The 13,391-nt window shown below is 37.6% G+C and carries 12 protein-coding genes; 4 read left to right on the forward strand and 8 right to left on the reverse strand.

What is annotated here, in order from left to right:
* A partial coding sequence (locus tag DWA31_RS13705) for a transposase (protein WP_210725602.1) occupies window positions 1–398 on the forward strand: 398 nt, incomplete at its 5' end.
* 411 nt (window positions 399–809) lie between these two features.
* On the opposite strand, the gene DWA31_RS13710 is transcribed toward DWA31_RS13705, so the two are convergent.
* Window positions 810–1,211, reverse strand: a complete 402-nt coding sequence (locus DWA31_RS13710) for an MmcQ/YjbR family DNA-binding protein (RefSeq protein WP_114327142.1) — start codon at window positions 1,209–1,211, stop codon at window positions 810–812.
* A gap of 178 nt (window positions 1,212–1,389) precedes the next feature.
* Between DWA31_RS13710 and DWA31_RS13715 the strand changes: the two genes are divergently transcribed.
* Window positions 1,390–1,692, forward strand: a complete 303-nt coding sequence (locus tag DWA31_RS13715) for a hypothetical protein (RefSeq protein WP_114327143.1) — start codon at window positions 1,390–1,392, stop codon at window positions 1,690–1,692.
* A 109-nt stretch (window positions 1,693–1,801) separates the two neighbouring features.
* Here DWA31_RS13715 and DWA31_RS13720 read toward each other — a convergent pair whose 3' ends face one another.
* The 5 genes from DWA31_RS13720 to DWA31_RS13740 all read right to left on the reverse strand — a co-directional run bounded on the left by DWA31_RS13720 (window position 1,802) and on the right by DWA31_RS13740 (window position 8,983).
* Window positions 1,802–2,281 (reverse strand): TlpA family protein disulfide reductase, encoded by a 480-nt coding sequence (locus DWA31_RS13720; RefSeq protein WP_114327144.1) that lies wholly within the window; start codon window positions 2,279–2,281, stop codon window positions 1,802–1,804.
* Window positions 2,278–3,522 carry a sialidase family protein gene (locus tag DWA31_RS13725; RefSeq protein WP_114327145.1) on the reverse strand — a complete coding sequence of 415 codons (1,245 nt, stop codon included), beginning with the start codon at window positions 3,520–3,522 and terminating at the stop codon, window positions 2,278–2,280. Before DWA31_RS13725 ends, DWA31_RS13720 begins: the two co-directional genes overlap by 4 nt.
* Window positions 3,523–3,531: 9 nt before the next feature.
* Entirely contained in the window at window positions 3,532–5,634 is a 2,103-nt protein-coding gene (locus DWA31_RS13730) for a TonB-dependent receptor (protein WP_114327146.1), read from the reverse strand.
* Window positions 5,635–5,836: 202 nt separating this feature from the next.
* Window positions 5,837–7,975 carry a TonB-dependent receptor gene (locus tag DWA31_RS13735; RefSeq protein ID WP_114327147.1) on the reverse strand — a complete coding sequence of 713 codons (2,139 nt, stop codon included), beginning with the start codon at window positions 7,973–7,975 and terminating at the stop codon, window positions 5,837–5,839.
* Window positions 7,976–8,158: 183 nt separating this feature from the next.
* Complete coding sequence (locus DWA31_RS13740) at window positions 8,159–8,983, reverse strand: class D beta-lactamase (RefSeq protein WP_168427348.1); 825 nt, start codon at window positions 8,981–8,983, stop codon at window positions 8,159–8,161.
* 125 nt (window positions 8,984–9,108) lie between these two features.
* On the opposite strand from DWA31_RS13740, the gene DWA31_RS13745 reads away from it, so the two are divergent.
* A complete protein-coding gene (locus tag DWA31_RS13745; RefSeq protein WP_114327149.1) occupies window positions 9,109–10,377 on the forward strand; it encodes a S1 family peptidase in 1,269 nt (422 codons plus the stop codon).
* A gap of 14 nt (window positions 10,378–10,391) precedes the next feature.
* A complete protein-coding gene (locus DWA31_RS13750) occupies window positions 10,392–11,381 on the forward strand; it encodes an FHA domain-containing protein (protein WP_168427349.1) in 990 nt (329 codons plus the stop codon).
* A 177-nt stretch (window positions 11,382–11,558) separates the two neighbouring features.
* Here the strand turns inward: DWA31_RS13750 and trpS are convergent, their stop codons facing one another.
* Together trpS and rpe are read right to left on the reverse strand one after the other, a co-directional pair.
* Window positions 11,559–12,563 carry a tryptophan--tRNA ligase gene (trpS, locus tag DWA31_RS13755; protein ID WP_114327151.1) on the reverse strand — a complete coding sequence of 335 codons (1,005 nt, stop codon included), beginning with the start codon at window positions 12,561–12,563 and terminating at the stop codon, window positions 11,559–11,561.
* A gap of 61 nt (window positions 12,564–12,624) precedes the next feature.
* Window positions 12,625–13,299, reverse strand: coding sequence for a ribulose-phosphate 3-epimerase (rpe, locus tag DWA31_RS13760; RefSeq protein ID WP_114327152.1), 675 nt, complete (start codon window positions 13,297–13,299; stop codon window positions 12,625–12,627).
* Window positions 13,300–13,391 lie beyond the last annotated feature (92 nt).

A 13,391-nucleotide genomic window follows, 5' to 3' on the forward strand; every position in this document is an offset into this window, starting at 1 on the left:
CTGCGGGTAACATATTGCCTTATCGTCGTAATGCCATGGAAGATGGTTTACAGATACGCATCTATGTAGACCATATCGCTTGTAGAGATTGCGATATTCGCGCAAAGTGTACTCGCTCACTCAAAGAACCAAGAAAAATGCGACGTTGGGTACATGAAAATGACATTGATGCCATGCACCAACGACTCAAGGAAGCGAGTGACACGCCGCTTATTCGTAAGCAAACTGTAGAGCATCCATTCGGCACCATAAAGATGTGGATGGGTGCGACTCATTATCTTACTAAGCGTTTAAAAAACGTAAGTACAGAGACTAATCTACATGTTCTTGCTTATAATCTTAAACGAATGATGTCAATTAAAGGCACTATTGGTTTGATGAAGTTAATCAGGCAATAGTTGGTCTGATTTGGTCTAAAAACCTCACTATTAGTGACAAAAACACCAATATAAACGTAATAACTCTACAGGGTTCCCCATCACGTTAGTCATCGTAAATAACCTAAAATGCTTGTAAAAGTAGCTATTATTAACACCAGAACAAAGATAGTGCGCGAACAGCACAGTTGTTTATGAGTTTTCACACAGCCTGAGCTTTCAGCCGTCATAGCTATTATTTTTATTCTATAATTTTATTTTTCTTTTTTGACCATGAAATTAGCCTAAAAACTGATTTTTGGAACGTCCGCTATGCCAATAATTTTTAATTTCGCTGTCAACTTGCTTAGGTCAACTACCTGATATTCAGTTGACCTCGACAAATACTCTCAATTTCAAAATATTACTTCCAGTTTGCGCACTTTACAGAAGCTATGTCCCAATATGCAAAAGAATCGACCGCTGCTCTTTCTTAGTCATTTTATTAACCACTAACATAAACGAATTATCCATCATCCGCTCTATTTCACCCTGTGGAATAGAGCCATCAAGAATGACAGTAACCCATAATCTTTTATTCATATGATAACCAGGAATTATTGAGGGGAATATTTCGCGTAACATTATCGCTTCATCAGGTTCACATTTAAGGTTTAGCCACCAGTCTTGATTTTCGCCATCACCTTTGCCCATTTTACCCAGTGCTAACGTAGCGAACATTTTAGTTTTTACCCGAAAAACTTTTACTTCGTCACCAAACGGGTAATACAAAGAAGTTTCGGGTTTAGATAATAAGTATTGCTCAGCTTGTTCAAAGGTTAAGCTTTCAGTCATGTTTTATCTCATTCTTTATAAACAGGAGAATTCGTCCAACTTTTAGATGATATTTTATGATACCTAAATTAACGATGAAATAATAATCAAGCTTAAGGGTTCTACTTATATACCCATGTTATCTCAAGGGTATAGATTATTCGATTAACAACATTGCTAAAGCATGAGGGTTATCGCTATGTGTAGTTCGCCAAAACCTAAACGAAAAGTTAAAGCTAAAACAGCTAATAGTAGTGTTGGTATATTGTCTTCGATGAGTAGTGAAAAAAGGCTCAGTTTTGCTGATCGTGCTAATCAAGCCAGCGATAGACGTATTGAGGCTAGACAGTTAAAACGCGAAGAACAACAGCGCATTAATAAGTTAATCGTTAAAAAGAGTCATCCGCTGAATATAAAAGCCAAAACTAATACAAATCAGTCTTGGCTTTATAGGGTATTAAATTCACCATTTAGTGAGCTAATGCGAAGAATAGTTTCTTAATTTAAAAATAACGGTAATTGCTTATCAATATCTTTACCCGTAATCATTCAAAGTGCAGGTTTCAGTGGTCACGGGTATAAATACAAGTATTACTGACTTTGTAGTCATTTTAGTTAACTAGCCATTGCGTTAAAATGGATTGATTAACCAAGCCACTTTTACCGTGAAATTTACCGTTACTTTCGATAAAATAACTTCGCGGTAATTCACCGTACCAATTAGGATCGATAAAAAATCGGCTTTGATCGCCTCTGCCATCAACAAAATGAAAATTAGTAAAATTGCCTAATTCGAACTTCTTTATAATCTCTTCACGTTCTGCATTTATTTCATCATTAGCATCGGTATTTATAATCACTACCGCTAGATCATCATGTTGACCTTGTAGCTTTTGAATAATGGCTAGCTCCTTAAAACAAGGAGGACAGTCAACTGACCAGAGTAGCATTAACCATTGCTTACCCATGTTTTGCATTTTAACCGAAGCCAATTGCGTTTTATCAAAGGCAATTGATTCCGCAAAAGAGGTACTTATGCCAACTAAAAACCAAATAAAAACAGCATAAGTTAGCTTTTTAAAAAACTTCATAATGCTTGCACCAAATGCCCTTGTTTCGGACGATGCCATGACACATAACTAACCTTATCTTTTTTGAATATAAAGGGGCGATCAGAGCCGTTAACTGCTGTTGCTAACATCACCGCTTGAGTGAACGATTTGCCGTTGTCTGTTGAGCGTTGATGCCATAGTTCATGTTCAGTACCAGTAAACTGTGTCCAAACAATGTCGATATTATTGCTATTTGTATTCAAATGCGGGTGTGCTGCTTGTGCGGATTGCACGCCAACTGAAATGGGTTTGGTTAACGATTTTCCTTGATCGGTACTTGAGGCATAAAAAATTCCCTTACCAACGTCCCCTTGATTAAACCACACCATATGATAGCGATTATTTTCATTAATGCTGATAGCACCTCCTTGATGAGGACAGCCATTAATTTTCCAATGATCATAGCTTATTTGGTAAGGTGTTTGTTGTGAGTTTTCGCCTTTGCTAAGTGTTAACAAAGCAAATTCGCGAATGTTATCACCATAAATATGTCGCCAAAATATGGCTAACTCACCGTGATTATTATAATCCATCGCGATACGACAACAAACACAGGTATTATTTGCTAGCTGCTTATTTGAAAAACTTGTTTCGTTTTTTCGATAATTAGCTTTACCAATATACAATTCTGAGCCTTTGGTTTTCTTTCCTTGCAAACGAAGCTGATGAGATAAGCGTGAATCAAGCCAAACAATGTTGATATCACCTTCATCTGTTACTAACATTTCATTAAAGCTATGCCCTGTTAGCAAGTTATCATCATTAACTGTTATGGGCTTAGTAAACGTTTTACCGTAATCACTAGAATAAGAAAAGCGTACATCTGCGGTATGTTTTTTCTCTTTTGGTGTTGCCCATGACAAGTACACACCTTGGTATTTATCAAAGGCTATTTTAGGTCGATTTTCATTGCGGGCCGATATTTTTTCTTTATCTATAGCAACCCGATTAACATCAGAAAATGTTAAACCATTATCTATTGAAATTTGAAAGTACATACTGGTGTTTTGTGCCCACAAACGCCATAAGTCATCATTTGGCGCAAACACTGAAGTCACAGTTTTAGCACATGTTACTTCTATTTCTTTACAATTTTCTGTTTGTACCACTTTTGAAACCATTGCTTGGTGATTATGTTCCGCTGCGGTACTTTTATTTACAGTGAACAACAATAAAAAAAACATGACGCAAAGCAACAATCTATAAATCAATGTATACATGTTTTTTCCTTACCACTGATAACTTAAGCCAACATAGGCTGTTCGAGGAGCGCCAGGTGAATAAGTGATTTTACCATATCGATACGATGCTTCTTGAGCATACTCTTCATCGGTAATGTTTAGCACCCTTGCATGAAATGCTAGCTGCTCTGAGACCTGATAACGTGCTTTCAAATTACCAATAGTGTAACCATCTTCAATGCGATCATTTCCTTCATCATCTTGACTATTCGCATCATCTAACCAATATTCACCAATTGATTGTACCTCTAACATGGCGCTAAAACCTTGTAAGAAAGAAGGCATATAACGCACACGCACATTGGCAATATAATCAGGGGCTGCTGACATTTCATTACCGGCGAAATCGTCATGTTCATCAAACTCATGCTTAGATTGGCTATAGGCAGTACTAATATTTAGTTGCTCATTAATTTGCCATAAAATTGAAGCTTCAATCCCTTTATGGATAACACGCGTCGCGTTGGTTAAATAACGCTGACCATCATCGTTATAGGCGTGAACGATGCCATCATCAACATCCATATAATAAATAGCCGTATCAAAGGTTACGGTTTTCCAATTGGCTTTATAACCTAACTCGTAAGTATCTGATGTTTCAGGATCAACCGCTTTAGCATCGCCATCATCTTTAACAGTTAAATGATATAAGCTGCCTGCCGTAGGTAAGCGGAAACTATTGGCGTAACGAACATAAACGCTGCTGTCTTCACTTAAATGATAATTTAAACTGGCTTTAGGGCTGAAATGATTAAAATCATCACTTCGATTTTCTACACTTATTTTGCCATGACCAATATCACCATAAACGCCTAAGTGATTATCAAAGTCATACTGTGCATAGTCGTAACGGGCACCTAAAGTTAAATCAAGGTTATCCGTTAAACTACGTTTATGCTGAATATAAGGAGATATACTGATGAATTGAGTAGTATCATCGTAGAATTTTTCACCTTGTACAAACGTGTCTGCTCCCCAACCTGACGTAGTAAAATCGAGCGGTTGATAAGAAAGTTGATCACCTTCAGTCAATTCAATATCGACCCCAATTGTTGTTGTGTTATCACTACTGTGCTCAAAACTTGCTAATGCTAATAAACCTAATGTTTGCACTTGCGATTCTACTTTCGGCATGTTTTGATTCCACGTTGCAGTATAGTCATTAGTGCGATAACGATAGTAGGGAATCAGTGAGTAGAAGTTATTGCCATCAACTTTATCCCATTGTGTTGAAAGACGCATATACTTGGTTTTACGTAAGGGATCGCTGGCTAAAACGCTTTCAGAAAGACCTGAGTTAGTTTTATCATTTTCATATAAATCTTCAGATAAGCTTGCCGCCATTTCCTGCTCAAGATCTGAGGCTACAAAAGAAGTAATTAAACGTTCATTGTCACCTAAATCAAGCTCATGACGAAGGGTTACTTCTGCACGTTCAGATCCGGTGTGATCACGCCAACCGTCATTCTTTAAATACGACCCTGAAAGTCGAAAGCTTTGAGTGTTAGATATTTGATTACTATGACTGGCTTGTACTTTAGAGTACTCATCTTCACCTAGCATTAAATCAATACTGGTTTGTGGCGACTGAGCTATATCCGCTGATAAAATATTTACCGTGGCTGCTACCGCGCCTGAGCCGTAAAGTGCAGTTCCTGCCCCCTTTAATACTTCCATGCGGGCAACATTCGAATTAAAACTAGACCACCACAACGCATTATGATTGAAAAAAGCAGCCGATTGCAGTGGGATATTATCTTGTAAGTATAAGTAGTAACCCCCTGTATTCATTGGCATTCTAATGGCAGCCTTATGACCTTGACCACCTGAAAGTTGGTCAATTAGCACCCCTGAAATACTGTTCAATGATTCAGCCACATGTTGGCCATTATCAAGTGCTAATTCTTCTTTACCAACACCTTTTACAGACATAGCCAAATCAGTGTCTAATGACTCTTGACGTGATGCCGTGACAGTCATACGTTCAAAACCATGAGCCCCATCATCCATCAAAGGAGCTTCTGCGAAAACAGACCCACAATACTGACTTATAAGGAGAGACAGTAATGATATTTTTAATTTTTTATTCATGTTGATAGCTATTATTTTTTGATTATTTAACTTGGCGCTATAGTAGAATATTTTGGGGTTTTTGCAGTGTGACAAAATGTCGCAAATAGGAAGTTACCTAGATATTTATTGGGAATGTTTGATCTAGCGCATAAAGAAACAATCAAAAAAGCCCTGATATTTCAGGGCTTTTTTTTAGGTTATTTGAGTTATAAAGTGAAATTTAAAAGCTATAAGTAACTTCAGCCCAAGCACTAACACCTTCACTAGGTAATCTCGACATAACAGGTGTTTCAGTTCCTTTAACACGGTTATATCCCCCTAAATGATTTTGATAATTTTTATCTAAAATATTATCAACACCTAAGCGTATTGCTAAGTCGTTATTGACAAAGTATTGCGCATCTATATTAACAACACCATAGCCTGATGTTTTCTGTTCATTATTAGTACTCGATACATCATTTTGTTTAGCTGCCATAACAAGGCTTGTTTTAACCATCCAGTCGTCGCTACTATAGCGTAAATTAATCTGACCATTAAGTGGTGCAATACGGTACAAGTTGTCATCAATATCACGACGCTCACCTTGTACATAGCTAATAATCGTTGATAATTCTATCTGATCACTAATATCGTAATAGCCATTAAGATCAACACCATAAAGTTCTGCGTCAACATTTGAGAATTTTAGCGGATTAGTGTCACCCGACATCATATTTGCCAGCATTTTAGCCGACATATCAGCCATGCCCATTGGCGTGCCTTGAATATAGTCATCAATAGATTGATAGAAAATATGCGGTGCTAACATTAGCTTGTCATCTTGATACGTTAACCCTAAATCTACTTGGTAAGCCGTTTCTGATTTAAGGTTAATATCGCCGATATAAGTGTGTCCATCTGCTAAACCACCTGTTGATTCCATAGGCGTCCACAAGTAACGTTCTTGATAAGAAGGCGCACGATTTTTAATCCCTAAGCCTGCAGAAAAAGAGACATTAGTTGATAATTGAGTTTGGGTATTTAAGGCGATATCTACATTATTGTCTGACACTTTTCGATTTGCATTATTAAAATCATCTTGCAAGCCACCGGCAAGACTTCCCATAGGATTCATCATCATCGCCATTGATGAACTAACTTCGCCTGCATTGGCTTCTGCGCGTTTAAGCCTGACACCTAGCTGTACATTAGTTTGGTCAAACTTATTTTGCCATTGGGTAAAAACACCATAGCGATTGTCTTCAACTGAGTTAAAGTTAACCACTTTAAACATCATATTATTAGGGTTTGTAATAACTGAATCATGGCTAGCAAAGTAACCATCAATACCAAAGGCAAGTTCACCAAAGTCAAAACTTTGAGTTAATTCAAGTTTGAAATCAGAGGTTTCTGCTGTCGCATTATTACGACGAAACTTTGTAGGATCAGTATTTTCACGCATTAAAAAGTTAGTCATACCGTGATCCGCATCGATATAGCCTATCTGCCATTCACCCTGCCAATCACTTAACTTAAAAGCACCATCAAGCGTGATACGATGACTTTCAATATATTCAATATCCATCGGTAAAGCGGGCGTGCCTGAATCATTAGTATCGGTATAGTGATAACTTAGGCCTACTTCATTGTCGCCTTTGCTATAACGAATATCGCCACCAAATTGTACTTTGTCAAAGTCAGTTGGGCTGATCTCAACACCATCACCACTTTCCATGCTATCACCTGTTTGGCTATTGCCATATAACAATACGGCAACATCACCTTTAGCGATATTGGTAACAGCAGATAACGTTTTAGCACTGTTGTTACTACGGTAACCTGCTTGTATATCACCCGATAATGCTGTGTTTTCACTATTCATAGTTTCTGCTTTACGCATTTTTACTTCAACGGCACCACCAAGGGTATTAATACCCGCTGATACTGGTGCGATACCGCGATACACAGTCATAGAGTCAACGATGAGTGGAGTTGAGTAACTTAGCGGTGTATCCATCGCATTAGGACCTGCACCAATTACAGGATGACCATCAAGAGAGGCTGCAACTCTGTCGCCATATAAACCGCGATATTGAGCAATTCCGGTAATTGGGCCATTGCTATTAATATTGGCGCCCGGAACAGAGGTGAGCCAATCAGCTAAATCAGGTGCGCTAGTGTGCCCTTGCGCATAGCCTTTCATGCCTTCCAAACCATGATGACGTTGGTTGGTAATGGTGATTACTTCTAACTCATCAATCGCATCAGGCGCGTCATCGGCTAAAGCTTGTCCAGATAACATAACGGTGGAAGAGGTAATGGTTGATAACAAAACTATTTTTACAGCAATTGCTGATGGGGTAAGAAAAGTGCGCATAGTGTTTCACTTCAGTTAATGAGTAATTTTTAAATTAAACACATTCTCACGGCTTAACTTATTTAAAACAAAAGGAAATGCGCAATGCGCGACAATTTGTCGCAGGGTAAAATCAGCTTTTTTGCACTAGATCAATAAAGCTGATTTTTATCATGGAGTATTATACCAATCAAAGTAATGGGGTTATTCAATTATACCGGCTTGTCTTAAATGACTTTTCGCCTGCTTAGTTCGTTTAGCTTTCATTTCACCATAACTTGGGCTGTCAAAATTAAAAGCAAAAAAATGAACCCCCGCAGAGTTTTCAACAAAGCCTATATACCAACCAAGCATAGTACCGTCATCAAGTTTACCCGCACCTGTTTTGGCAAATAAACGGTAACTCGGTTTTGTCTCTATCAGCATTACCTCTTTTAAGCTATCAATCGCCTGTTCGTTAAAAGCAAACTTGTTGTGATATATTTTTTGCAAAAAACCTATTTGCTCAACGGCTGATATTTTCAGACTGCCATTTAACCAAAAGTTATCTAAGCCTGAAGAAATATCCTGGTTTCCATAATGCATTTTATTTAAGTAACTACTCATGCTTTTTTCGCCAATATCGGTTGCCAATTGACGATAAATAGCCACCATTGAATACTTAAAAGCTGTGGTTAAGTCATAATGAGGTAGCTTCCACACAGATGGCCACCAAACTTGCTTAGGATAAGATTTTTCATCATAAGTTAATACTTGCTTAGTATTTTTAATTACGCCTAAATCTAAGGCAATTAAACTATTGGTAACTTTAAAAGTAGAAAAAGGTGAAAGCTGTGTATTTGCTCGAGCTTCATTTACAGTACTTATGTTGCCTTTATTGCTAGCGTTTACTTTTCTAGACTCGGTTAATAGTACAAAAGTACACGAATTATCACCCTCTTGGCATAACCCTTTATTGTCACTAGCCAACGCAAAGTGACTGTAATAACCTAGTAAAGCTGTGGTCAATAATAGTTTGATTACTTTCATAAAATCATCCATTTTACTCATTAATTATTTGCATAATACGTTAGACATTAGAATAGTCAAAATATTAAGTGACTAATACGCAGACAATGGCACAATAGGATGGTCATTTTTTAGTAGGAATATAGATGAAAGCTCTTTTTACCTTAGTATTTATTGTGCTAAGCAGTAGTAGTTTTGCCACGGAACAAGCAGAGCAACTATTTAATCAATTGAAACCCTCTCTTTATCAAATAAAGTTAATCGATAAGGCGAGCGGTGAAAAGTCATCTATTGGATCAGGTTTTCAAATCAGCGAGGATGGCATTATAGCAACCAATTATCATGTTATTTCAAGCTATGCCTTACATTCTAAAAAGTATCGTATTGAATATTTAAATAGTGAAGGAGATACTGGCTTATTAACCCTACAAAGTGTTGATGTAATTAATGATCTCGCTTTAGTTAAACGTAAAATTGACACTACAAGTAGCGATGAGATAAGTTTTTTCCAGCTTTCTAAAACCGCACCACATAAAGGCGAACAATTGTTTTCCTTAGGTAATCCCCATGATTTAGGCATGATAGTAGTACCTGGTACTTATAATGGTTTGAAAAAAGAATCGTTTAATGAACGCATTCATTTTACTGGTTCAATCAATTCAGGTATGAGTGGTGGGCCTGTGGTAAACAAACAGGCAGAAGTTGTTGGTATTAACGTGGCAACCTCAGGTAATTCAATTGGCTTTTTAGTGCCTCACGACAAACTCCAAAATTTATATCAGGATTTTTTACTCACTCCCCCTGAATCAATTGAATTACAAATGACTGCACAATTAACCGCCAATCAAAACAAATTAATGACCGAAATATTAAATAGCCCATGGCAAGCAAAAACACTTGGGAAGCATGGCGTTATTCCTATCATTGATGTGCCCTTTATTCGTTGTTGGGGAGATTCAAATGCTGACAAAGCAGATGCATTGATTTTAACTGCCGTAGCAAATTGCTCATTAGATGAAAACACTTACCTTTCATCACGGTTTTTTACGGGCGCGATGGAAATAGAATTTCGCTATATGCAGGCAAAAGATATTGGGGCTAATAAGTTTTATCATTTATATCAACAGCAAATCGCCCATGCTGGTGCCGGAAATAGAGCAGGAAAAGACAACGTTACCCAATACCAATGTCATCATGATTTAGTTATGCCTGACAACCAAATGATAAATAACAAAAGCATCTTGTGTACTCGCGCTTATAAAAAATTTCCAGACTTATTCGATGTACTGTATTTAAGTGCTTCAATAGACAAAAATAAACAGGCGTTAGTAAGCCACTTTACTGTTGCGGGTATTGATCAAAAAAATGCGTTAGCGTTCACCCGTAAGTTTATGGAGGCCGTGTCATGGAATTAATAAAAGAGGCGTTCGTGACAAACAAAGTAGACGTGAAAGAATTAGTGATTGAAGAAATCAATCGTAATCATAAATTGCTACATAGACACAAAATCGATAAACCCTGTATTAATATAGGTCGAGACTATCATAATGATATTATTTTAGCTGACCCTCATGTTTGCCCAAGCCACATTAGTATTGATTATATCGATAAACAATGGCAAATAACTGATAATCATACAATTAATGGTACATTTATAGAAAACTCTAAAGAGAAAAAGCAGGACGCGAATCAGCATATTGTGCGTGATGGTGATGTAATCAACTTAGGTAAAAGTCAGTTACGACTATTATTTAGCGATCATGCCGTTGCACCAACAGTAGCTTTTAGTCCGTTTGAAAGCTTTATCAATCTTATGCGTCACCCTGTAGCCTTATTTATCAGCATTGCTTTTTTCACAATAATAGCTGGGAGTATTATTTACTTTAATAAACCGATAGAAGTAAATTTCAGTCAATTACTAGTGCCAGCTATTGGCATTACATTAGGGTTTGCGCTATGGCCTGCAGGGGTAGCTTTGGTATCACACTTCACCAAAAATGACGCCCGGCTAATGGCGCAGCTTGCTGTTAGTTTTGTATTATTTAACTTGATGTGGTTTAGCAGTATTTTAGAAAATATAGTTACGTTTAATAGTTCAGGTAACAACATATTGCCGATATTTATGACTTTTACCTCAGTCATGCTTGCCTTTGGCTTGTTCTGGTTAAATAGTTATATCGGCTTTCATATGAGTAGTAAAAGGCGAATAGTGATTTCGGCATGTCTTACTATCTTATTATTTGGTGGAAGCTATTTAATACAATATAGTAAGAAGCCCGACTTCAATCCTAGACCTAACTATAACGCGACTATTATGATGCCTAGCTTTTTATTAACAACAAGTAGCAACGTTGATGAGTTTATCGAGGATAGCAGTAAGCTTTTTGACAAGACCAGTAAGAAAGCTCAAGAGGAATAGCCCTTCGACAAGCTCAGGGTGAACGGATAATATCTCCGCTTGCCCTGACATGTCCGCTTGCCCTGACATGTCCGCTTGCCCTGAGCTTGTCCGTTTGCCCTGAGCTTGTCCGTTTGCCCTGACATGTCCGCTTGCCCTGAGCTTGTCGAAGGGTCGAAGGATAGAAGGAAACTGTGTTTATGGACGCGGAATAAAGCCCACTGCATCATAAACTGATGTTAATACTTTGCTCGCTCTCAGCGACGCTTTTTCAGCACCACTTTTCATCACTTGCTCAAGAAAAGCGTGATCTTCACGATATTGGTGATATCTGGTTTGAATAGGCTCTAACATAGTGACTACTGCCTCAGCGACATCACCTTTTAAATGACCATACATTTTATCTTCATACTCTGGTACTAAGCTATCAATTGGCTTGCCAGTGGCACATGAAAGCAAAGAGAGTAAGTTAGACACACCTGGTTTCTCTTCCAAATTATAATAAATACGCGCTTGCTCATCTGAGTCTGTCACTGCACGTTTAATCTTTTTGGCTATTTTTTTAGGATCTTCTAATAAACCAATAAAGTTACCGGGATTAGTATCTGACTTTGACATTTTCTTAGTCGGCTCAAGTAAGCTCATTACTCGTGCACCATGCTGAGGAATAAATGGATCTGGCACGGTAAAAATATCACCATAAAGGTTATTAAAGCGGGTGGCAATATCACGAGCTAATTCTAAATGCTGTTTTTGATCATCACCAACAGGCACTCTATCTGCGCGATACAACAAAATATCTGCTGCCATTAATACCGGATAAGTAAACAAACCTGAGTTCATATTTGCTTCAGATTTTTGCGACTTATCTTTATATTGTGTCATACGGTTTAATTCACCCATTTGCGTATAACAATTTAATACCCAACTCAACTGTGCATGTTCTGGCACATGAGACTGAATAAAAATAGTACTTTGCTCTGGGTCTACGCCACAAGCAAGGTAAAGGGCTAATCCATCGAGAGTCGCTTTACGTAAATCTTCAGCTTTAGGACGAACGGTAATAGCATGTTGATCCACCAACATGTAATAACACTCATGGCTCGGTTGCATATTGACCCATTGTTTTAATGCGCCTAAATAATTGCCAATAGTTAATTCACCTGATGGCTGACAGCCACTTAATACAATAGGTTTACTCATAACTTTCCTTTAAACGGTATTTCTTACCTTAAAAATTTTTAACATCAGTTTAAACTGATGTTTACTTTGATACTTTTGCTAACTCTGCGCGCATGTCATCAATGGCAATTTTATAATCTGTTTGAGAAAATATGGCACTGCCTGCAACAAACATATCTGCACCTGCAGCAGCGATTTCAGCAATATTATTGGCCTTAACCCCACCATCAACTTGTAAACGAATATCTCGACCACTTTGGATGATTTTTTCTTTCACTAACCGTAATTTATCTAAGGTAGTTGGAATAAAAGATTGTCCCCCAAAGCCTGGATTTACTGACATCAATAAAATGACATCAAGTTTGTCCATGACAAAGTCTAAACATTGTAAGGGTGTTGCTGGGTTTAATACTAAACCCGCTTTACAGCCATGATCTTTTATTAACTGTAAAGTGCGGTCAACATGATCACTACCTTCTGGATGAAAAGTAATGATGTCAGCACCTGCTTTAGCAAATTGAGGAATTAAACTATCGACAGGTTTCACCATTAAATGTACATCTATTGGTGCCGTTATACCGTAATCACGCAATGACTGGCAAATCATAGGGCCAAAAGTTAAATTAGGGACAAAATGGTTATCCATAACATCAAAGTGAACAACATCTGCGCCCGCAGCTAAAACCTTGGCGACATCATCACCCAAGCGAGCAAAATCAGCAGATAAAATAGAAGGTGCAATTAAAAAAGAAGACATAACAAAAAAGCCCTAAAAAAAGTTATCGCTATTATACCCAAGCTAATGCTAAATGCGAGTTTCGCGACAGTATATAAACAGTGCACCTAATT

This window comes from Candidatus Colwellia aromaticivorans, from assembly GCF_003333305.1.
GTDB lineage: Bacteria > Pseudomonadota > Gammaproteobacteria > Enterobacterales > Alteromonadaceae > Colwellia > Colwellia aromaticivorans.